Genomic DNA, 22,283 nt, shown 5'->3' on the forward strand with positions numbered 1-22,283 from the left:
TCCGATTAAACAATGTAGTCCGCTTAATCATTAAACGGACTACATTGTTTTTTGTTAATTACTTTATAGCTTTCATAACACGGTACCCGAAAGCGGGTAAATCAAGATGAATCTCATTTGCAATAGCAGCGATATTTTCATTAGATAAAACATCGATCCATTGCTCGTTAATTACAGCTAACTGACAATTTGTTGATTCATTAGCATTATTCATAACGATAATAAATTGATCGTTTGCGTCCCAGCGTTCATAGACAAGTAGTTGCTTATTCGCTTGTGTTACAAATCGCAGATCACCTGTACGAAGTGTCTCATATTGCTTACGTAGCTTGATCGCGCTTTGAAAGAAGGCGAACAATTGTTGATCTTGTTGCTCAGGGTCCCATTCCATACATTTACGGTTAAGTGGATCATATCCGCCGTCCATACCTATTTCATCGCCATAATAGATACAAGGTACACCATAGAATGTCAGCTCAAACAGATATGCTAGCTTCAATCGCTCTTTATTACCTTCGCATAATGTTAGAAGTCGTGTAGTATCATGGCTTCCTAACAGATTAAATGATGCTTCAGTTATTTGTCGCGGGTAACTGACCAATTGTGCTTGAATAGCACTAGCAAAACCATTGGCATCGATCGTTGTATTAGCAAAGAAATTAAGCAGTGCATTGGTAAATGGATAATTCATTACTGCATCGAATTGATCGCCTTGTAACCATGGCATAGAATCATGCATAATTTCACCAAGAATATAAGCTTTAGGATTAGCCAATTTAACTACTTTACGGAATTCACGCCAAAATTGATGATCTACTTCATTAGCTACATCAAGTCGCCACCCATCAATCCCAATTTCATCAATCCAATATTTAGCTACACCTAGTAAGTACTCTTTAACTGCCTCGTTTTCTGTATTTAATTTCGGCATAATTGGTTCAAATGCAAAAGTTTCGTACGTTGGAACACCATCAACTACAGAAAGTGGCCACTCGCGGACATAGAACCAATCTTTATAAATAGATGCTTCGCCGTTCTCTAATAAGTCAATAAATGGAGGGAATGTTTTACCACAATGATTGAATACCGCATCTAGTAGTACTCGAATACCTCTATCATGACAAGCATCAACAAGTTGTTTTAAAGTTTCATTTGTACCGAAGTGGGGATCGACGTTGAAGTAATCTGCGGTATCGTATTTATGATTTGTCGTTGCTTCGAATAAAGGATTGAAATAAATCGCATTAATTCCAAGTTCGGACAAATAATCAAGATGGTTAATAACACCTTGTAGATCACCACCAAAGAAATTTGTTGGAGTAGGCGTTCCTCCCCATGGAAGTACACCTTCAGGATCATTAGAGAGATCGCCGTTGGCAAATCGTTCAGGGAAGATCTGATAGAAGATAGAATCTTTGACCCACTCTGGTGGAGAATTGATGTCGATACGATTCAAGTAAGGGAAGTCGAATAAACCTTCATAGATACGGTCAGGATGTTGATCAAAAAAGCCTTTTTCCAAAAGATATTTTTTCTCTAAATCATCAATTAATTCGAAATAATAAGTTGCTCTTTTGAATTTAGGACGTATAGCTGCTTCCCAGTAATCGAATAGATGATCAGTAGCTAACTTTTTCATAGGCGTGATAATCTTTGTTTGCTCCCAACCATATTTGTCGCCAGAGTAAAGGTTGACTTCGGTAAGATCTTCCTTTTTAGAACGTAGTCGAATATGCAATGTTTCATGATCATAAGCGTAAGCCCAATTAAGTTGACTTCTGTGATAAATAGCTTCCAAATTCATTTTCATCATTCTCCTTTATATGAAATTACATACAAAAAAAGGACCCAACCTCGCACAGCACGAGGTTGAATCCTTAGATTCATTGCCTTTTTGTTTGACATCATTGTATCAAGTGTTTAATGATTTTTCAATTAAAATTTTACTTAACTGTTAAAAAATATTAAATCATATCTAGTACCAAAATGTAGGATACGCTCGATCTTGACGAAGATTGTTAATAATAAGTGCAATTAACACGATAATAAGTGCTCCGATAAGAACGGGTGACCATAGAAAATCCCACCCATAATTTCCAGTAATAATGATAATTGGATTGGCACCTGCTGGTGGATGTGTAGTCTTGGTAAGCATCATAGTAGCAATAGCGATCCCAACAGCTAAGCCGATAACCCATGGAGAATCACCGAACCAATGAAGCATACACATGCCGATTAAGGAGGTGATGAAATGTCCACCGATAATGTTACGAGGTTGAGAAAGAGGAGCATTCCACGCTGAATATGCAAGGACACAAGTAGCGCCAAAGGAAGCCATAAGCCAAGTTGAATTTGTTATCGATGTTAACAATAATAAGGAAATAATAGTAATAAACCCACCAACTAGCGAAGTGAGTATATCTTTAGTATTTACTTTTAACGGGTTCTGTCCTTGTCCTTTCATTTTATTGAAATAGTTAACTATTATAGGAGTAGGTAGTTGAGTCTGAGCATCATCGTAAATTTCTTTCATAAATTATTCCTCCAGTCTTTACTTATGTAATATATGATGAAATAAACTAACCTGTCAAATCTAATTTTAAGGGTTAGTAAACAAAGCGCAAAAATCAATATAAGAGATTTTCTGTCTTTTAAGCTAATAGACGTCACGGCAATAAATTATACTAGAAAAATGTAAATACAGCACGCTCCAAAATAAGCCTACAAAGAAGTGTAATTACTTCCTTGTAGGCTTATTTTTTTGATGTTTAGCTACTTTTTGACGATTTCCGCATATTTGCATCGAACACCATTTTCTTCTACCACTATCATCTATATAGAGCAGAATACATTCAGGGTTTGAACAATGAGTTAATAACTGTAGCTTACTTTCGGCAAGTAAAGTGAGGGCATCATACGCAATATAGGAATATAGCATAGCAATCGGCTCCCCTATAGGTAGTGCAACAAGTTGTCCTCTCCACACATAAGTAAAAGGTGCTTTGGCGATATACTCCTCCATTAATTCAATAAATGCATCAGATATTAATTGCCCATTTGCCATCTGTTCGAACTGCTGACGTAACATTGCTCTTATATGACACAAACCTTCGAATAAAACTTGTTCATCAATAGCACTAATTATAGGAGAAATATGATCCCATTGTGCTAGCTGTGATAACCATTCGTAAACATCATCGATAGTTGAGAACAGATCAATTCTTTTATTACGTCGTATCACCTCTGTATTTACAAGGTCAAGGGAAGGATGACTCGTTTGCAAAGGAAATTTCGTTGATATAGCCATATTAGTTCTCCTATACATAATGAATAGTAGTGAAATAGATTAATTTCATTATATATAAATTACTTGTAAAAGAATATCAGCTAACCTTTGCTTTGTTGTCTGAACTGAGCAGGGGAGACTCCTATTCGCTTTTTGAATGCTTTGGAGAAGGTTGGCAGATCACTGAATCCTACCGAATTAGCGATCTCGCTCATTTTATAGTCGGTTTGTGTAAGAAGTAGTTCAGCTTCTTTCATCCGTAATGTTTGCAAGTAGTTTATTGGTGATTGACCGTATTCCTTCTGAAATTTTTTAGAGAAATGAGTCCGTTCTATACCTACATGGTGAGCAACTCTTTCAATAGAGATCATATCTGCATAATGAATTTCAAGATATTCTCTCCCTTTTTCTAGCCATGATGAGCCTATGTTCTTTTTGCTCGAAGGTCTTTCTGAGCATACTAATTCGTTGAAAATCGTATACATTTGACTCATTCTAGCTAGATCACTATCTTGTTGTTCATACATTTTCTGAAATGCTAAAAATGCATCATTTGTCATTCGGTTAGATCGATGTGGAAATTGCGGACTTAACCCTATTCGCTCAAGAATAGATAAGGCTTGTTTACCATCGAAGGCAAAAAATACTTTTTTTAATGGTTTTAATGGGTTTGTATAGTATTCATGAGTAACTTGTGGAAAAAGGCAAAAGATATCATTTTTTTGTAAATGAAACTGTTGACCGTTCTGAATGAACTGTCCTTCGCCATCAATAATACAAATTAAATAATAGTAAGGGGTAATTCGCGGACCAATATGATAATGCGCCTTGGCGAGATTTGCACCTAATCGAATCGGCCATACTGAACTGTTTTTCTCTATTGTCGATGGCGTGAAGTAATTAATGTTAAGCCATTCTTGATATTCTTCCTTCATAATATCAAACATACAAATACCTCATTTTACCAATGTAATGTATTGAAGTTGATTGCCAATACTTGTGGTTATTATAAAAATTAATAGTGATAACCACGAAATAACAAATATACAAACCAACAAATTGACATAGACGAAACGTACTTTGGCGTTGTAATCTACTTATATCATATTATACCAAGTAATTCTATAGGAAATATAATAATAACGCATCGACAGATATTGAACACATATAAATTATGCATGTATATTAGGAGGGCTACTAAAATGTCTAACAAGCAAAAAGTTGAGCTGGGCTGGTTTATTCCGACGACAGGTGATGGTGAATTTATCGGTATTGCACCAGAAAGACCTGCCTCACCACAATATTTAACGGATGTTGCGAAAGCAGCTGAAGCAGCCGGTTATGAATTTGCATTAATTCCTGCAGGCGGAGAGTGTTGGGATGGTTTCATCGTGGGTTCTTGGATTGCTGCGCAAACAACGAAATTGAAATCACTTGTGGCTTTACGTCCAGGATTAATATCACCGGTACTAGCAGCGAGAACTGCGGCTACACTTGATCAGATGTCTGGTGGTCGAGTAATGATGAATGTAGTTACAGGGCATTATCCACAAGACCTGAAAGCATGTGGTGATCCGTTATATGATCAACATGACCAAAGATATGAACGTACACAAGAGTTTCTTGAAGTAGTAAGAGGAGTATGGGGGCACGGTGGACGTAACGCAGAAGGCTTCAATTATGAAGGAAAGCATTACTTTGTAGAAGGCGGTACTTGCCAGCCAGCTGCTCATCAACAACCACATCCTCCAATTTACTTTGGAGGAAGTTCTGTTGCCGGGAAGAAAACTGCTGCGAAAACTGCTGATGTCTATCTTATGTGGGCAGAACCAGTGGCATGGATTAAGGAACAAATTGCTGAGATGGAAGGTTTCTTACAAGAGCAACGTGAGCAAGAAGGACTTGATCGAAATTTACGTTATGGCATGCGTGCTCAATTGGTTGTTCGTGAAACGGAAGAGGAAGCATGGGATGCAGCGTGGAGAATTTTGAGTAAAGCTGATCCAGAGCAAGTGCAATCAAAGGAAAAGCTACATGCTAAGACGGATGCAGTGGGGCAAGAACGTCAAATGGAATTGTTCCGTCAATCGGAAGAAAATAAATTCGTTATTGCACCAAATATGTGGTCTGGACTATCTGCCATTCGTGGTGGAGGTGCGGTTGCCTTTGTTGGTACGCCGCAGCAAGTAACTGAGCGCATTCTTGAATTTGTAGATGTCGGTGTAACATCATTTATATTGTCAGGGTATCCACATCTGGAAGAAGCAGAAATTACAGGGAGGCTGTTAATGCCAGTACTGAAAGCTGAACTAGCGAAGCGTGGTTTATAGTAGTTCAAAAAGACCGCTTGTGATCACGATGTGAGGCTAGGACGCTGCTTGAGAAACAAATAAAAAGTTTTAGGAGGAAATGATATGAAAAAATCATATTTGCTATCGATAATTGTTGTGTTTGCTTTGGTGCTATCGGCTTGCGGAGCAAGCAATAATGGAAATAAAGTGAATTCATCAAATAAGAATGAATTGAAGCCTAGTAGTAAAGAAGTAACGATTAGTTTTATTCACTGGCGTGGTGAAGACGTGGCAGTACTTGATGGAATTGTTGCGAAATTCGAATCAGAATATCCTAATATTAAAGTTGAAACACAAGTGTTTCCATCTGATCAATATCAAGCGACTGCTCAAGCAAAGCTAGTTGATGGCTCTGTAGGTGATGTATTCACTTCATTCCCAGGTGCACAGTTCGAGGCAATTGCGAAAGCAGGATTGTTTACTGATCTAACTGGTGAGGCCTTTGTAAGTAACTTCACTCCAGGACTAATTGAAGCAGGTCAGAAAGATGACGTGCAATACGCATTGCCATATCAATTGGTATATAACATGCCAATTTACAATGTGAAATTATTCGAGCAATATAATGTAGAAGTACCTAAAGATTGGGATAGCTTCTTAGCAGCTATGGAAACATTCAAGCAAGCAGGCATTACACCGATTGCATTCCCAGGTGCTGATATTGGTCCTGGTCAGATGATGAATACGATGGTAATGAACAACGCAACTGATGAAGATATATTCGTGAAATTAGAAGCGGGTGAAGCGAAGCTTACGGATGAGTGGTGGGTGAAAACACTGTCCCAATTTAAAGAGCTTAACGATAAAGGATATTTGCAAAAGGATGCAGTAGGAACGAAAACAGATGCAGCTAATGCACTATTTATTCAAGAAAAAGCAGCCATTCTTGGTACGGGCTCATTCCAACTAGCGGGTAATAAAGCGGGAAATCCTGAACTAGTACAAGGACTATTAGCGCCTATTACAGTTTCAGAGAATGAAGTTGTATTTGAAGGTATTCATACGACAACATTTATGCTTGCAGTAAATAGTAAATCAAAACATCCTGAAGAAGCTAAATTATTCCTTGAGTATTTAAGTCGTGCTGACATCGCTGCTGAGTATGCAAATGGAACAGGTCAGAATGTGACGGTTGAAGGAGTACAATATACATCAGATGAATTGAAGGCAGTAAGTGAGTGGACAACGAAGAAAACTCGTTTCCAACCTCGTTTTACAATTAGTAATGCTGAAGTGCAAAAAGCAATAACAAGTTCGATCCAATCTGTAATTGGCGGTACTGATCCTCAAAAAGCAGCTCAAGATGCACAGGCGATCGTAGACCAACAGATTGGAAACTAGTCCTATGAAAAAACATCTTAGACTACTACCGTTTGTAGTACCTGGATTATTGTTATATGCTGTTTTGTTTATTTATCCAACAGTAACGGCACTTTATTATTCATTTACCAATTGGGACGGCATGTCGCCGTCCTATCAGTATGTTGGATTTGATAATTATGAGAACGTGAGTAAAGATATCATTTTTCAAAAGTCGCTAGTTAATAATATGAAGTTCATGTTGGCCGTCGTCGTTATCCAGACAATTGTATCATTAATGCTCGCCTTACAAATTCATAAAAAATCTAAGGTAAACGTTGTATTACGGGCCTTATATTTTATGCCAACGATTCTATCTTCCGTTTCTGTTGGCTTTATCTGGTCATTCATCTACGATCCTACTTCGGGCGCGTTGAATGGTATTTTAACGCTTATTGGCCTAGAGAGTTGGACTCAGAACTGGATTGGTAATACAGCAATAGCAATCTTCTCGATTGCAGCTGTGCAAGCGTGGGCGCATATTGGACAGATGACTGTACTTTTCGTGGCTGGTTTGCAAGCAATTCCACCAGAGTTGGTAGAAGCAGCAAAGCTAGATGGTGCAAGTAAAGTAGGATTGTTTTTCCGTATAACATGGCCATTGCTAGCACCAGCTGCAGCGATCGTCGTATCCTATACGACGATTCAATCATTCAAAGCATTCGATCTTGTATTCACAATGACTGGCGGCGGTCCTGCCTATTCAACAGAAATTGTCTCAACTTATATTTATAATGCAGCATTTATGAACTATACATTCGGCAAAGCTGCAACGGCATCCGTCTATTTCTTAGTATTAATCTCTATTATTACTGTTGTTCAATTCAAGTTACTTAAAACTGATCGCGTTTCATACTAGCGGTGATGAGGTGAAAATAGATGCTCAAATGGCTTGGAAGACTATTACTTTTATCATTTGCAATCATTATTATTGGTCCCTTGCTGATCGTCGTATTCACGATGTTCAAAACAACACCGCAGTTCTATAGTGATCCTATTGGTTTGCCTACTCAATTATCATGGCATAATGTGACGGCACTGTTTGATAAGCAGCCGATGTGGACCTATTTCCGCAATAGTGTTGTTGTTACATTATCCAGTGTTCTACTCGTATTGTTGTTAGCAGGTTCGATTTCATATGCGATTATGAGGTATGGTAAGCAAGCAATCGGTGGTGTTATTTTTTCGCTGTTTGCTATCGGGTTGATGGTTCCGTCACAGGTTAATATGATTCCTATCTATTCTTTACTACAGAAGCTTGGCTGGAGTAATAGCCATCTAGGCTTAATTCTTGTAACGGCGTCAGTGCTATTGCCGCTATCGGTATTTATGCTAACAGGATTTATGAAAACATTACCGAAGGAAATATTAGAAGCGGGAGAAATTGATGGGGCAGGCGAATGGAGACTATTGTTACGTATTGTGTTTCCGCTAAGTGCACCGTATGTGGCTACAACGGCTGCATTCTTATTCGTTATCGTCTGGAACGATTTATTATTCCCAATGCTATTGCTATCGGGCAAAGATAAGCTAACACTACCGTTAGCGCTTCTGCAATTCAAAGGAGAATTTATGACCGATTACCCTCTATTAATGACGGGCGTACTTGTTACTGCATTACCAATGATCTTATTGTTCGTATTTTTACAACGCTATTTCATCTCCGGTTCGCTTGCTGGGTCATTGAAGGGATAAATGAAATAAGTATCTAGGAGAACATATAAAAATATCATTAACAACAAAAAGGACTGTGAACTAAGCAGTCCTTTTTGCTATTATTTTTTCAAATAATGAAATTAAATTAATTTATAGAAAGGTAATGTTAGCTATTGCAACATAATTAGCTATTCCTGCCAATGTAGTACTAGTCTAAGAGATTATATATACACATGATTACAAACAAAAATGTAAAGAAAATACTCAAATCAGTAAAAATAGTTTACTGTATTGTCTAGAAAAATCAACTATAGTGATAGGTAAGCTTTAGATGAACTGGAGGTTTCAGTATGTTATATCCACAGTTAACTGCAACTAGACAATTATATTCTTTAGATGGATTTTGGAGATTCGCACCTGATCATCATAATGATGGAGTGTCGAATGATTGGCATAAACAATTAGAGGCAGATCGTGAAATATCAGTCCAAGCTAGCTGGAATGAACAATATCAAGATTTAATGCATTATTTTGGAATAGGTTGGTACGAGCGTGATGTTATGATCCCAAATTCTTTAAAGGACGAACGAATTTGGTTACGGATTGGAGCCGCGAACTATTTGACAACCATTTGGGTCAATGGTGAGCTTGTTGGTGAACATGAAGGAGGACATCTTCCTTTTGAATTTGATATATCGAAAGCAATTATATTGGGTAGAGCCAATCGCATATCGATTCGAGTAGATGCAACGATCACACCCGATCGTCTGCCTCCAGGTGATGTTGAGTCAGAAATGATTATAGGTTTTAAAGGGCAATTCCCTAACAATTACTTTGATTTCTTTCCGTATGGAGGAATTAATCGTCCAGTAAATATATTTTCTACTCCTTCATCCTATATTGAATCTATTCAACTTACGACGGATCTTATTGATGGAATAGGTAAAGTGAGCTTCAAAGTAGGGATATCAGGTCAATCAACAGCCTCATGCTTGCTCCAAGTCGAGCATACATCGATTTCAGTGAATCATTCCTTACATGAGGATGAATTAACTATCGTAGGTCATTTTGATGTCTTCGATGTACGTCCGTGGTGTCCAGCAGACCCATACCTTTATGCTTTGAAAGTAAGTCTTTTAGATGCTAATGGGCATGTAGTTGATGAATATACACAGTCATTTGGAATTCGTAGCGTGAAAATTGAGGATGCAAAATTGTTACTGAATGGAGAACCAATATTTCTTAATGGCTTCGGTATGCATGAAGACTTCCCTGTGCTAGGGAAAGGTATGAATCATGCAGTTATTGCGAAGGATTTCAATTTGCTTAAATGGATGGGAGCCAACTCCATTCGTACGAGCCACTATCCATATAGCGATGAGTTTTTACAATATGCTGATCGTACAGGGCTACTTGTCATTGGTGAAACGCCGTTTGTTGGTTTTGTACCTAGTCATTATACCGATGATATCATTAGAGAAAAGGCGACGAGAGTAATAAGTGAAATGATCCATCGGGATTATAATCATCCGTCTATTATCGCATGGAGTCTTGCTAATGAAGGGCATACCTTCGTTCCAGAAGCAGATCCTTTCTATAAGGCGCTATATGACCATGCACGCTCGCTAGATAGCACTCGTCCAATTACAATTGTGAATTGCTTAGATGTAGAGGATGATTATGCGTTGAAGCATTTTGATTTTGTTAGCCTCAATCGTTATTATGGTTGGTATGAGCAAGCTGCACGCTTGGATGAAGGCTGTGCTATGCTTGATCAAAAGCTAGACCGATGCTATGAATTATTACGGAAGCCAATTATCGTTACAGAATTTGGTGCGGATGCGGTTGCTGGTGTTCATACAGATCCTCCAGAGCTATTTTCTGAGGAGTATCAAGCCGAGATGGTAACTAGACAGTATCAAATTATTGCAAGTAAGCCATATACAATTGGTGCACATGTATGGTCATTTGCTGATTTCAAAACAAGTCAGACTCCATCGCGTGTAGTCGTGAATCGTAAGGGATTGTTTACCCGTGAACGACAGCCAAAACTCGCAGCGCATAAATTGCGTGAAATATGGTTGAAGGAAAAGGGAGAGAAATAAGCGAGCTTAACAACGATGGATGTTGAGTGGAGAAATTAGTAAAAAGCTATCAATGAGAATGTATTAATGCTCTCATTGATAGCTTATTTGTAGATACAGACTGCTTCATTATATTATTTATTTGCGATCAATGAGCTTAAAGTCGTCGTAGTGGAAACCAGGAGCAACGACACAGGATACTAATACCGGTTCATCACCAAGTGGTTTCGTCATTTGCCATTCATTCGCAGGCACTAATGCTTGTGGCAGGTGTCCAGCAGCAATATCAGGGCCAACGATAATTTGCTTCCTAACTGATGGATCGGCATCAGTTCCGCCTAACGTAAGCATAATAGGGCTACCAGCATGCCACATCCAAAGTTCATCGGAATAAACTTTATGCCAATCAGAAAACTCATCCGGATGTAGCAAGAAATAGATGGATGATGCAGATGGCCTTGGGCCAGAGTACGGTGCACCTAATACTTCTTGTGGAATAGTAAAGCTAGCCTTCCAAATCTCCTTGTACCAGCCACCTTCAACATGTGGCTTCAAACCTAGTAATTCAACGTATGGTGATAATTTTTTCGTAGTTGCTTGCATCGCTAATTCTCCTCATCCACTTCATTATTTAGTTTCTCTCTATAGTTCTTTATATCGTAAAACGAATGAAATGTGTATAGTAATTCATTTGTGAATTATATTTATTTGAACATACTGATATTATTTATAATATAAATTCATTAAAACCATCTTAAAAACTAGAGGTAGCATTAAGAATTATATGGAAATGTACATAATATTCTGTTGTAGAAGACTATGATAAACTCTAGTCGTGAATATCGCCTGTAGTTCTACCCGTGTTTGTTCAAAGCCAATAGTAGTTGATTGTATATATAACTGCGTAAGATTCAAAGTTGTAGATTTATTATATCTATTGGTAATTGAACTGGTGAGCATGGAAGTACTGGTATCAGAAATATCAATGATAAAGAAAAGTATATTGAAGATGAGTTAGAGTCGAGTGTGATACTTCAAACATTTCTTAAGATGACGAACCTTACATTGATGGTGACTATTGCCTATCGATTGAGTAAGTAGCATATTTACAGTTGCGATTGGTATAGATTATGATGAAACTGTAAATGGTTAACAATTCATAGTGAATGATCGGGGATGTGGGTTCAGGAGATCAACGCTGAATTTATAAGTTGAGATTCCAACATTTTGCAAAATAGTCGGAAATATTCAAGATCATCGAAAGGGCGATGATGGAGTTGATTTTCTGTTGCGCTCTCTCTTAAATGTTTTTTGGAATTAGATAATAAGACTAATATACGATAAATGTCATGGAGGTAGCAGTAATGAATATTCGCTTTGATCGTTTTCCACAAGGTGTGACAAAAGCGATCACATTAAGTTTTGATGATGGTAGAGAGTATGATCGCAGGTTAGTAAAGCTCTTTAATGATTATGGTTTAAAGGGAACCTTTCACATAAATAGTGGGCTTTTGGGGCGTGAAAGCTATCTTAAAGCAAGTGAGGTTGCAGAGTTATTTCAAGGGCATGAAGTCTCGATTCATACGACACATCATCCATTTCTTGAGCAGTCACCACAAGAACAAATCATTTATCAAGTCGTGCAGGATCGTCAAGTATTAGAGGAAATAGTTCGTTATCCGATTAGAGGAATGAGTTATCCATTTGGAACGTATAATGATTCTGTAATTGAGCAATTACAAGCAATCGGCATAGAATATGCTCGTACGACCGCTAGTCATGGAGGGTTTCATATGCCTGAAAATATGTTACACTGGCATCCAACATGTCACCATAAAAATATGCTTGATGTAGCAGATCAATTTTTAAACTTAAATCAGAGACATTCGAGAATGAGTTTGCTATATGTTTGGGGACATAGCTATGAATTCGAGAATGATCAAAATTGGGAGCTAATTAACCAATTTGGTGAAAAGCTAGGTAGGAAGAGAGACATATGGTATGCAACTAATGCTGAGATTGTCGCATATATGAAGTCGATACAAGCATTACGCTTTACGATGGATTGCAAAGTTGTACATAATCCTACTGCTACTGATGTTTGGATAAGTGTGAATGATAAGACTATTGAAGTAAAAGCAGGCAGTATAGAAGATTTAGGCTAATGCCACATTAATAGCATATCGTGTTCACACATGAGTAGACATTTACCTCTTTACAGGTTAACTGATATTGAGCTTGAGATAAGGTTCTGATTGTCAATATTTAATAACAAAAACGAATACCCCCTGCAGATTCACGCCAAGGTGGAATTATCATTCCACCGAAAAGATAAGTAGATGCAACAATACAAAAAAGGGATGACAGTTTGTTACGCAATACATAGCGTAACAAATCTGTCATCCTTTTACTTATGATAAAATGTAATTATTTGGAGATGTGTGTAAGACCTTCTAAGAAGCGTTCTGCTTCAAGTGCTGCCATACAACCAGTACCAGCTGCTGTAATTGCTTGGCGGTAAGTTGAATCTTGAACGTCCCCACAAGCGAATACACCAGGGATGTTTGTTGTCGCTGTACCTGGTTTAACGACGATATAACCATGATCGTCAGTAGTAATTTGGCCATTAAGGAAACCAGTGTTAGGAGTATGACCGATAGCTACAAATACGCCATCTGTTTCGATAACTTCTTCTTCACCTGTCTCATTGTTAAGAACTTTTAGCCCTGTAACACCCATGCCATTAGCTAAAACTTCAACAGGTGTACGGTTAAGTGCCCACTCGATTTTTTCGTTATCACGAGCACGGTCTTGCATGATTTTCGAAGCACGAAGTTCAGTACGACGGTTAACAAGTGTTACAGAAGATGCGAAGCGAGTTAAGAAACCAGCTTCTTCCATAGCAGAGTCACCGCCACCAATCATTACGATTTTTTTACCACGGAAGAAGAATCCGTCGCAAGTAGCACAAGTACTTACGCCACGACCGATATTTTCTTGTTCCCCAGGAATTCCAAGATATTTAGCAGATGCACCTGTAGAAATAATAACAGATTCCGCTACTACTTCTCCCATGCCTTCTACATCAAGTACGAAAGGACGTTTACTAAGATCAACGCTCTTCACAGAACCTGTTTTGAAAGTAGCGCCGAAACGTTCTGCTTGCTTACGCATATTAGACATAAGCTCTGAACCAAGAATACCTTCAGGGAAACCTGGGAAGTTCTCGATTTCAGTAGTTGTTGTTAATTGACCACCTGGTTGCCAGCCTTCAATGACTACTGGTTCCATATTTGCACGTGCAAGATAGATTGCAGCTGTTAGTCCAGCAGGACCCGTACCGATAATAACTGTTTTATGCATAATAGTTTCCTCCGAAATTGATCTAGTCTATAACTGTAATGAAAATAATCACAGTTGTTGTCTTTCTAAGTTATTACAAACTGGAAAGGATGTCAACGAAGTTCATACAACTTTCATCTTATAGGGTTTGATTTTTTTCAGAAGCTATACATCTTTTTATACAACTTAAGTAATATACCCAATATTCAGTGAAAATTAACCCAATTTCTTTTTAAGAATTTTCGCTATCGTAGCGATCTTCGATTGGAACAGTGAATAGTTCTCGTAGTGTCTTATATTGTACGTACAAGTTAACCATGTGCTATACTGAAACCATACAACTAAAAAGCATCGTGAGGTGTACGGATGAAAGATACTCCAAAATACATTCAAGTTAAGGAAGAAATATTACGTTGGATCATTACAGGACAATATGCTCCTCATAAAAAGCTTCCTTCCGAGAATGATATAGTGAAACAATTTGATATGAGCAGGCAAACAATAAGACAAGCCTTAGGCGAATTAGAACAAGAAGGCTGGCTATATAAGGAACAAGGTAAAGGGACTTTTGTAGCGGAGCAAACCACTAATTCATTTCGTAATAATGGAACGGGCATGACGATCGGACTAATTACTACATTTATATCAGATTATATTTTCCCGACGATCGTTAGAGGTGTAGAAGCAAGCGTGCGTGAACGTGGAGCTAGACTTTTATTAGCAAGTACAGATAATGAAAAGCTTAAAGAAAAACAAAGTTTAGAATCGATGTTACGTGAGCAATTAACAGGATTAATTATTGAACCTACCAAAAGTGCGGAAGGGAATCCTAACTATTCCTATTTTCTTGCGCTTGATTCCTTGCGTATACCATATGTGATGCTTAATGAAAGATATAGTGAAGTAGATGCGCCATGCCTTCGTATTGATGATGAATTGGGTGGTTATCGTGCAGCCAAACATCTTATTGATCTTGGACATCGTAGAATAGCTGGATTTTTCAAGACTGATGATTTTCAAGGTATTAGGCGTATGAAGGGTTTCGTAAGGGCGTTCAAAGAGCAAGGGTTAAGTATATCAAGTGACTACATATTACGATATAGCTCTGAAGAAAAGGAAACTGTACCTGCCCATGCATTACATCAATTGCTGAGACAAGAAGTATTTGAGCGACCAACAGCAATTGTCTGCTATAACGATGAATTAGCTGTGAAAATGCTTGATATTGTAAGACAAGAGGAGCTACAAGTCCCAGAACATCTTTCAATTGTAGGCTTTGATGATGCCAACTTAGCAACCGCAACAGAAGTGAAGTTGACGACGATCGCTCATCCGAAAACGCAAATGGGTAGAGATGCGGTGCAAATGCTAATGAAAATTGTTGAACAAGGTGTAGGCGTAACGATGGAAGATAAAGTATATATACCTGAACTTGTTATCCGTGAATCAACGAGCAAGCCGTTTTATCAATAGCTACAGCGAACTCTTAGTACTTTCTATACTAAGGGTTCCTGTAGCTCTTTAACATGCTTCTTATATTATATCTCTGTAACACAGTAGGTTATGCATTATTCGAAATTGCTAATGGGTTAGAAGTATGATGATATAAAAGATAATGAAAATATTTAATAAAAACATAGTGACACACTTGTACGTACAACTTATAATATAATTATCGTGAATTACGTATCCTGTACGTATAAGTTCGTTTTATCGAACTGACACAAGAAGCATAACTGAACGATATGAAACGTTTGAGGAGAGTGAGTATTCGTATGCTAGAACAATTGAAACAACAAGTATGGGAAGCAAACATGGAATTGCCGAAATATGGTTTGGTAACGTTTACTTGGGGAAATGTAAGTGGAATTGATCGTGAATCTGGTCTAGTAGTTATTAAACCGAGCGGTGTACCGTATGAAGAGCTAAAACCTGAACAGATGGTTGTTGTCGATCTTGACGGTAACGTAGTAGAAGGAAACTATCGTCCTTCTTCTGATACAGCTACTCATGTCCTTCTATATAAGCATTTTGAAGACATCGGCGGAGTAGTTCATACTCATTCTCCTTGGGCTACAAGTTGGGCTCAAGCTGGAAAAGGTATTCCTGCACTTGGCACGACACATGGTGACTACTTCTATGGAGAAATTCCATGTACACGTGCGATGACGAAGGAAGAAATACAAGGTGCTTATGAGCATGAGACAGGTGTTGTAATCGTTGAAACGTTTGAACAACGTCAGATTGATCCTAATATGGTTCCTGCTGTTCTTGTAAACAGCCATGCACCTTTTGTATGGGGCAAAGATGCTCATAATGCAGTTCATAATGCGGTCGTTGTAGAAGAGGTAGCTAAGATGGGACTTCAAACATTAGCATTGAATCCACAAGTAAGCCCGATGGATCAAGATTTATTGGATCGCCATTATTTACGTAAGCATGGTGCAAACGCATACTACGGTCAAAAATAGGAGGAGTTAATCATGAGTAAGAAATATGCTATTGGTGTTGACTACGGAACACAATCAGGCCGTGCAGTATTAGTTGATTTATCAAATGGTCATGAACTTGCAGATCATGTTACCCCTTACCGTCATCATGTTATGGATGAAACTCTTCCATCTGGACGAAAGCTTGAGTATGATTGGGCATTGCAGCATCCTCAGGATTATATAGAAGTATTAGAAAATTCAATTCCAGCTGTAATGAAAGCGACAGGCATCGCAGCTGAAGATGTAATCGGACTAGGTATCGACTTTACAGCATGTACAATGCTACCAATTAATGAACAAGGTAGCCCATTATGTTTTGCGCCACAACATGTTGATAACCCCCATGCATGGGTGAAATTATGGAAACATCACGCAGCACAACCTGAAGCTGATGCAATTAATGAAATTGCTGCAGCTCGTGGTGAGAAATGGCTAGCTCGTTATGGTGGTAAAATATCATCGGAATGGATGCTTGCGAAAGTATGGCAAACATTAGATGAAGCACCTGAAATCTACGAAGAAGCAGATCAATTTGTTGAAGCAACAGATTGGGTTATTGGACAGATGACAGGTAATATCGTCCGCAATAGCTGCACAGCTGGGTATAAAGCTATCTGGCATAAGCAAGATGGTTATCCGAGCGAAGAATTTCTAAGTGCATTAGATCCTCGACTAGCGAAACTTACTTCTACGAAGCTTCGTGGTGATGTTGTGCCACTTGGTACGAAAGCTGGGGAATTAACAGCCCAGATGGCAGCTAAGATTGGACTAAGTGCAGGAACTGCTATTGCAGTTGGTAACGTAGATGCGCATGCTGCTGTTCCAGCAGTAGGAGTAGTTACTCCAGGTAAATTAGTAATGTCTATGGGTACTTCAATCTGCCATCTAATTCTTGGAGATACTGAGCGTGAAGTTGAAGGCATGTGCGGTGTTGTTGAAGATGGAATCGTTCCTGGATACTTTGGCTATGAAGCGGGTCAATCCGCGGTTGGTGATATTTTCGAATGGTTCGTTGAAGAGAGTGTACCAGCTTATGCATATCGTGAAGCTGAGCAAGCTGGGGAGCATATTCATGAGTATCTAACTCGACGTGCCAATGAGTTAGTACCTGGTCAATCTGGTCTACTAGCACTAGATTGGTGGAATGGAAATCGATCTGTTCTTGTAGATACAAATCTTACAGGTACTATGATAGGTATGACTTTACTTACTAAGCCATGGGAAATGTATCGTGCGTTACTGGAAGCAACAGCTTTCGGCACTCGTAAAATTGTAGATGCTTTCCATTCTAATGGTGTGAAGGTTGAAGAATTGTATGCATGTGGTGGATTACCGCAAAAAAATAAACTATTAATGCAAATATATGCAGATGTAACGAATCGTGAAATCAAAATCGCTGCATCTAAACAAACACCAGCACTTGGGGCTGCGATGTTTGGTGCAGTTGCAGCTGGAGCAGCAAAAGGTGGTTACGATAATGTTGTTGATGCAGCAGCTAATATGGCTCGTGTACGAGAAGAAACATTCAAGCCTATTGCTGAAAATGTAGCTGTTTACGAAAAACTATATGCTGAATATAATCAGCTTCATGATTACTACGGTCGTGGAGATAATGATGTAATGAAGCGTTTGAAAGCGATCAAAGAGCAAGTAAATTAATATTTATATACTATTCTAAAGTCTGATAGAGTATTTATACTCTATCAGACTTTTTTAGTAGAAATAGTTAAGTAAATACGATAGAATAGATGATTGCGACTTCTGCAATAACATTGTTTAAGTAAAGTGAAACAACGAATATTTTATATCGTATATATGTTATATACAATATAGGAAATAAGTACCAACATTTAAAAATAGATCTAATATCCCACTATTTTGAAATGGAGAACAGTTACTATTTAGTATAGAATAGAACTAAGACTGTCCAATTAGAGAGAGAATAGCGAGAAGTTGAATAAGGTGGGAGCTGAGCATACGTGTATTGTCACCATTGTCAACGAGGTTTTGCTGAAGATGCTATTTACTGTAGCCAATGTGGAAAAAAGTTGCTTCAGCACAACATTACGAAAGAGCAGAGAGTTGGTATTTGGCCAGACGAAACAATTGAATTTATTCATTTAGATGATGTAGAGCATGATGATTCTATAGATCAATTAAGTATACAATCGAATGATGCAGTCATTAGTAATGCTAAATCTGCGAAAGGTTCTTTTGCAATTAAGGTTACGATCGTATTTTTATTATTAATAGTTGCTATTTCAGGGGCATTGTTCCGTTATTATAAAATTGAATTAGATTATAATGAGAAAGTATTGGAACTGCAATCAGATGCAAAGCTTTCTGCGCTTGCAGGCAATTATCAAGAGGCGATTGCATACTTGGATGAAGCTATTTCGATTCGCCCTCAATTCAATCCACTTCAACAAGATCAGAATTTGGTCTATGTAGCGGTTAAAGTAGAACGTATTGCTGCAGAACTTGAAGCGATCATTGAGCGTGGAGATGAGGCTGAGGCTGAAAAGAAACTTGAAGAGTTTAGACAGGAATTGAATGGTTATAAGGAACCTATCTTTGATAAGCAACGAGAAAAACTAGAAGAGTTAAATATGAAGTATACGATACTTAGTTTAACTAATGAGCTTACTACGCTTGGTTCAATATCTGATCTAGGTAACTTATTAAATGTTGTTAATGGTTTAATAGGTGAGGAAGCTGAAGCATTGAGAAATCAAATTATCGATCGTATCCGTACGACTGCGACAGCTGAAGTAAATGATTTGTTAACGAAGAAAAAATTTACCTCCGCCTTAACGACGACAGAGAGCGCACTCGCTTGGGCTCGTGCAGATGATACACTACTTGAACTTAAGCAAAGGGTTAAGCAAGAGCAGACAACCTATGAGTTAGCTGAAGAACAACGGATACAGAAAGCAATGGAGCAAGCAGCCGCCGAAGACTATATTAATCAGACTGCGGCGATTGAGTTAATTGAATATGAAAAGGTAATGAATGAACTTGGTAATATTGTTGTTGTGGCTTACATGAAAAACGTAGCTACTCGCTCTATATTTGATGTGAAGATTGATTATAAAATTGTTGATTCCGCTGGATTAGTAATTAGTGGTGGTACGATCGGAGTAACACCGAGTTATATTGGATCAGGTGAAGGAATGAGCTTCTCAGTAACATTACCAGAAGGTTTAGATTACGAAGAAGAATTAGATGTTACAGTATCAAATGGATCATGGAGTTTAGAGTAATATAATGCTTCCGATGCAACTTTTCTTATAGGAGAAGTGCATCGAGAAGCTAATGAAAAGTTTTAGTGTATGCTTCCGATGCAACTTTTCATTAACAAGAAGTGCATCGAGAAGCTAATGAAAAGTTTTGGGAGGAAGAGACATGAACTGGAAGGCGATGTTGATCAGTCTCGGTATACTCCTTCTGCTCGGTGGAGGTTTTCTTACATATATTGAGTTGAAAGAAATTATTCCGAGACAGTTGAATGGTTCTCCTCTAATAGCTGTAGGTGAGAAGAAAAAATCACTCAAAGATATTATTTTTGAAACACAGAAGTATGTCGTTATGATTGAAACGGATACAGGTATTCAAGGTTCAGGTTTTTTGTATAATGAACAAGGTGACCTCATTACGAACGCTCATGTAGTATCTGGAGTTAGACAGGTTAAAGTCAAAACTGCTGATGCACGTGAATTAATTGGTGAAGTAATTGGTATCAGTACAGAAGTAGACGTTGCGGTAGTTAGAGTTCCGGAACTCGCTAATTCAGGTAGTTTATCACTAGTTAAGTATGAAAAATCTAGTGTTGGTGATGAAGTTCTTTCAATAGGTAGCCCACTTGGTCTGCAAAATACGGTAACGACAGGTATGGTTAGTGGTGTTGGACGAAGCTTACAAATCGCACCTTATACTTACAGTGATTTGTATCAGATATCTACACCGATATCCCATGGTAATAGCGGTGGTCCACTCGTAGATACGTCCACGGGCTATGTGCTAGGTATTAATTCAGCTGGACTAGAGAATAGTTCCATAGGGTTTAGTATACCGATTGTTAATGTATTACCACTAATTGAGGGTTGGTCAAAAGAGCCAATGACAATGTTACCGGGAATTGCCTTGAATGAAGAATCTGAAATTGTCGAAGAGACCAAGCGACTTGATCAACTAGCTAGTTATCTTGTAGCTCACTTCTATGATGCTATTAATATCGGAGATTACGTATATGCATATACGCTTCTAGGTAGTAGTTGGCAAGAAGGTACAAGTTACGTGAAATTTAGAGAAAACTATATTACTACACGGAACATTTCTATTGATGACCAACACATTACCCTCGGTGATGATGAGGCAACGATTACTGTTGTTATTTCAGCTGATGAACGTGTGGATGGTTCTTTCAAATTAACGAAACAACAGATTAGTTTTAGAGTAGGATATGACGATGATCAGTTGAAGTTATTAAATAGCAAAAGTAAGTTACTTCAATAGTTTTGAATATGTAAAGGGCGTACTAATTACCTCTAGCTGAGGAAATTAGTACGCCTTTATTGTAATATGGGCGATCAATTTAAGATCAGTTCAAAATTGCAATGCTTCCATGAAGCAACATGAAGGCCCATCGAATTATTTAACTATTATGTGTAGATCAGATCTACGCTAACTTGGTCATTCGGTTGCAAATTATAATTCAACATGTTGGTTGAGATATTTCTACCATTTAAGCGAATAACATAATTTACATTTCCACCTATGCCTACACCACTCACAAGTAATATTTGTCCTGATGGTGAAAGTTGTATGACACCTGTACTTGCTAGTGCATCGAAGATTGTTAATCCAGGTTGATACATAACTTGGTAAGTTCCAGTAGCATTGGGATATGCGCTGCCACCATTTATCGATACAAATACTGCTTGCGAAGGAGCGGGTGCAATACCTCCACCACCGCCGCCAATAGGGATTGGAATTGGAATCGGAAGAACGCCTCCACCCCATGGTACGAAGGGACCGAAAGGTCCAAAAGGTCCAAAATGTCCATGCCCAGGTCCATGTCCAGGTCCATGTCCAGGTCCATGTCCAGGTCCATGCCCAGGTCCGTGTCCAGGTCCGTGCCCAGGCCCATGTCCAGGCCCGTGTCCAGGACCATGTCCGGATCCGTGCCCAGGACCAGGAGGACGCTCTTCACCATCGTTAATATAGCCTAGAGCAAGCCATTCATCCTGTTCACGAGGTATAGCAGGTGTTGCAATCTGATGAAATAAATGTTGAGAAGCATGTTGCTGATGCGAATGTTGGTCATCGTGGTCGTGATCGTGGTCGTGTTCATGGTCATGATCGTGCCCATCATGATCATGATGATGACCATCTCCTTGTGGATGAGTAGGTAACCAAGGTAGTCCCCACGGCGCGGGCATCCATTGCCCAGGTTGCCCAGGACCGGGCTGCCACCAGATAAACTGTCCAGATTGTGGACTCATTGGCATGTGAGGTGCAGGCATTGCGAAACGATGATTTATTGAGCCACAATCACAAGGCTGATTGAATTGAAAGTTTGGTTGAGGATAGAAATTATTCATATAAGTATTCAAGCTCCTTTACGAAACATATTAGGCATTCGACCTGCGATAGCTTATGCGCCTAATGGGAAGGAGGTGCCTAATCCATATTAATAAGTTCTATAATAAAA

General features: G+C 38.5%; 18 protein-coding genes. 11 read left to right on the forward strand and 7 right to left on the reverse strand.

Annotated elements, in window-relative coordinates; genetic code table 11:
• Positions 1 to 58: 58 nt before the first annotated feature.
• The 4 genes from NV377_RS22205 to NV377_RS22220 all read right to left on the reverse strand — a co-directional run bounded on the left by NV377_RS22205 (position 59) and on the right by NV377_RS22220 (position 4,233).
• On the reverse strand, positions 59 to 1,804 hold the full coding sequence (locus NV377_RS22205) for an alpha-glycosidase (protein ID WP_258203004.1): 1,746 nt from the start codon (positions 1,802 to 1,804) through the stop codon (positions 59 to 61).
• A 171-nt stretch (positions 1,805 to 1,975) separates the two neighbouring features.
• Positions 1,976 to 2,533 (reverse strand): HPP family protein, encoded by a 558-nt coding sequence (locus tag NV377_RS22210; RefSeq protein WP_258203005.1) that lies wholly within the window; start codon positions 2,531 to 2,533, stop codon positions 1,976 to 1,978.
• A gap of 204 nt (positions 2,534 to 2,737) precedes the next feature.
• A complete protein-coding gene (locus NV377_RS22215; RefSeq protein ID WP_258203006.1) occupies positions 2,738 to 3,307 on the reverse strand; it encodes a CGNR zinc finger domain-containing protein in 570 nt (189 codons plus the stop codon).
• Between the two features lie 80 nt (positions 3,308 to 3,387).
• Positions 3,388 to 4,233 (reverse strand): AraC family transcriptional regulator, encoded by an 846-nt coding sequence (locus NV377_RS22220; RefSeq protein WP_258203007.1) that lies wholly within the window; start codon positions 4,231 to 4,233, stop codon positions 3,388 to 3,390.
• 255 nt (positions 4,234 to 4,488) lie between these two features.
• Here NV377_RS22220 and NV377_RS22225 point away from each other — a divergent pair, with 255 nt between their 5' ends.
• The 5 genes from NV377_RS22225 to uidA all read left to right on the forward strand — a co-directional run bounded on the left by NV377_RS22225 (position 4,489) and on the right by uidA (position 10,757).
• On the forward strand, positions 4,489 to 5,616 hold the full coding sequence (locus NV377_RS22225; protein ID WP_258203008.1) for an LLM class flavin-dependent oxidoreductase: 1,128 nt from the start codon (positions 4,489 to 4,491) through the stop codon (positions 5,614 to 5,616).
• An 84-nt stretch (positions 5,617 to 5,700) separates the two neighbouring features.
• The gene (locus NV377_RS22230) at positions 5,701 to 6,978 is read left to right on the forward strand and encodes an ABC transporter substrate-binding protein (protein ID WP_258203009.1); all 1,278 of its coding nucleotides are present in this window, start codon (positions 5,701 to 5,703) and stop codon (positions 6,976 to 6,978) included.
• Positions 6,979 to 6,982: 4 nt separating this feature from the next.
• Complete coding sequence (locus NV377_RS22235) at positions 6,983 to 7,855, forward strand: carbohydrate ABC transporter permease (RefSeq protein ID WP_258203010.1); 873 nt, start codon at positions 6,983 to 6,985, stop codon at positions 7,853 to 7,855.
• Positions 7,856 to 7,875: 20 nt separating this feature from the next.
• On the forward strand, positions 7,876 to 8,691 hold the full coding sequence (locus NV377_RS22240) for a carbohydrate ABC transporter permease (protein WP_258203011.1): 816 nt from the start codon (positions 7,876 to 7,878) through the stop codon (positions 8,689 to 8,691).
• Between the two features lie 311 nt (positions 8,692 to 9,002).
• Positions 9,003 to 10,757 carry a beta-glucuronidase gene (gene uidA, locus NV377_RS22245; protein WP_258203012.1) on the forward strand — a complete coding sequence of 585 codons (1,755 nt, stop codon included), beginning with the start codon at positions 9,003 to 9,005 and terminating at the stop codon, positions 10,755 to 10,757.
• A 117-nt stretch (positions 10,758 to 10,874) separates the two neighbouring features.
• Here the strand turns inward: uidA and NV377_RS22250 are convergent, their stop codons facing one another.
• Positions 10,875 to 11,339: a cupin domain-containing protein gene (locus NV377_RS22250; RefSeq protein ID WP_258203013.1), complete on the reverse strand. Its 465-nt coding sequence runs from the start codon at positions 11,337 to 11,339 to the stop codon at positions 10,875 to 10,877.
• Positions 11,340 to 12,100: 761 nt separating this feature from the next.
• Here NV377_RS22250 and NV377_RS22255 point away from each other — a divergent pair.
• Positions 12,101 to 12,901 carry a polysaccharide deacetylase family protein gene (locus NV377_RS22255; RefSeq protein WP_258203014.1) on the forward strand — a complete coding sequence of 267 codons (801 nt, stop codon included), beginning with the start codon at positions 12,101 to 12,103 and terminating at the stop codon, positions 12,899 to 12,901.
• Positions 12,902 to 13,163: 262 nt separating this feature from the next.
• Here NV377_RS22255 and trxB read toward each other — a convergent pair whose 3' ends face one another.
• Positions 13,164 to 14,099, reverse strand: a complete 936-nt coding sequence (trxB, locus tag NV377_RS22260) for a thioredoxin-disulfide reductase (RefSeq protein ID WP_258203015.1) — start codon at positions 14,097 to 14,099, stop codon at positions 13,164 to 13,166.
• A gap of 345 nt (positions 14,100 to 14,444) precedes the next feature.
• On the opposite strand from trxB, the gene NV377_RS22265 reads away from it, so the two are divergent.
• The 5 genes from NV377_RS22265 (at position 14,445) to NV377_RS22285 (ending at position 21,085) form a co-directional block, all read left to right on the forward strand.
• The gene (locus NV377_RS22265; RefSeq protein ID WP_258203016.1) at positions 14,445 to 15,551 is read left to right on the forward strand and encodes a GntR family transcriptional regulator; all 1,107 of its coding nucleotides are present in this window, start codon (positions 14,445 to 14,447) and stop codon (positions 15,549 to 15,551) included.
• A gap of 302 nt (positions 15,552 to 15,853) precedes the next feature.
• Positions 15,854 to 16,549, forward strand: a complete 696-nt coding sequence (gene araD / locus NV377_RS22270) for an L-ribulose-5-phosphate 4-epimerase (RefSeq protein WP_258203187.1) — start codon at positions 15,854 to 15,856, stop codon at positions 16,547 to 16,549.
• Positions 16,550 to 16,561: 12 nt separating this feature from the next.
• Entirely contained in the window at positions 16,562 to 18,229 is a 1,668-nt protein-coding gene (locus NV377_RS22275) for a ribulokinase (protein WP_258203017.1), read from the forward strand.
• A 389-nt stretch (positions 18,230 to 18,618) separates the two neighbouring features.
• Positions 18,619 to 19,833: a hypothetical protein gene (locus NV377_RS22280; protein ID WP_258203018.1), complete on the forward strand. Its 1,215-nt coding sequence runs from the start codon at positions 18,619 to 18,621 to the stop codon at positions 19,831 to 19,833.
• Between the two features lie 142 nt (positions 19,834 to 19,975).
• Positions 19,976 to 21,085 (forward strand): S1C family serine protease, encoded by a 1,110-nt coding sequence (locus tag NV377_RS22285; RefSeq protein ID WP_258203019.1) that lies wholly within the window; start codon positions 19,976 to 19,978, stop codon positions 21,083 to 21,085.
• 146 nt (positions 21,086 to 21,231) lie between these two features.
• Here the strand turns inward: NV377_RS22285 and NV377_RS22290 are convergent, their stop codons facing one another.
• Positions 21,232 to 22,173 (reverse strand): hypothetical protein, encoded by a 942-nt coding sequence (locus tag NV377_RS22290; RefSeq protein WP_258203020.1) that lies wholly within the window; start codon positions 22,171 to 22,173, stop codon positions 21,232 to 21,234.
• Between the last annotated feature and the right edge of the window lie 110 nt (positions 22,174 to 22,283).

The organism is Paenibacillus endoradicis, assembly GCF_024721975.1.

Coding starts and splice junctions, on each gene's coding strand:
- NV377_RS22265 (WP_258203016.1), top strand. CDS start 14,445: ATGAAAGATACTCCAAAATACATTCAAGTTAAGGAAGAAATATTACGT.
- NV377_RS22210 (WP_258203005.1), bottom strand. CDS start 2,533: ATGAAAGAAATTTACGATGATGCTCAGACTCAACTACCTACTCCTATA.
- NV377_RS22240 (WP_258203011.1), top strand. CDS start 7,876: ATGCTCAAATGGCTTGGAAGACTATTACTTTTATCATTTGCAATCATT.
- NV377_RS22215 (WP_258203006.1), bottom strand. CDS start 3,307: ATGGCTATATCAACGAAATTTCCTTTGCAAACGAGTCATCCTTCCCTT.
- NV377_RS22220 (WP_258203007.1), bottom strand. CDS start 4,233: ATGTTTGATATTATGAAGGAAGAATATCAAGAATGGCTTAACATTAAT.
- NV377_RS22225 (WP_258203008.1), top strand. CDS start 4,489: ATGTCTAACAAGCAAAAAGTTGAGCTGGGCTGGTTTATTCCGACGACA.
- trxB (WP_258203015.1), bottom strand. CDS start 14,099: ATGCATAAAACAGTTATTATCGGTACGGGTCCTGCTGGACTAACAGCT.
- uidA (WP_258203012.1), top strand. CDS start 9,003: ATGTTATATCCACAGTTAACTGCAACTAGACAATTATATTCTTTAGAT.
- NV377_RS22285 (WP_258203019.1), top strand. CDS start 19,976: ATGAACTGGAAGGCGATGTTGATCAGTCTCGGTATACTCCTTCTGCTC.
- NV377_RS22230 (WP_258203009.1), top strand. CDS start 5,701: ATGAAAAAATCATATTTGCTATCGATAATTGTTGTGTTTGCTTTGGTG.
- araD (WP_258203187.1), top strand. CDS start 15,854: ATGCTAGAACAATTGAAACAACAAGTATGGGAAGCAAACATGGAATTG.
- NV377_RS22255 (WP_258203014.1), top strand. CDS start 12,101: ATGAATATTCGCTTTGATCGTTTTCCACAAGGTGTGACAAAAGCGATC.
- NV377_RS22250 (WP_258203013.1), bottom strand. CDS start 11,339: ATGCAAGCAACTACGAAAAAATTATCACCATACGTTGAATTACTAGGT.
- NV377_RS22205 (WP_258203004.1), bottom strand. CDS start 1,804: ATGAATTTGGAAGCTATTTATCACAGAAGTCAACTTAATTGGGCTTAC.
- NV377_RS22275 (WP_258203017.1), top strand. CDS start 16,562: ATGAGTAAGAAATATGCTATTGGTGTTGACTACGGAACACAATCAGGC.
- NV377_RS22235 (WP_258203010.1), top strand. CDS start 6,983: ATGAAAAAACATCTTAGACTACTACCGTTTGTAGTACCTGGATTATTG.
- NV377_RS22290 (WP_258203020.1), bottom strand. CDS start 22,173: ATGAATAATTTCTATCCTCAACCAAACTTTCAATTCAATCAGCCTTGT.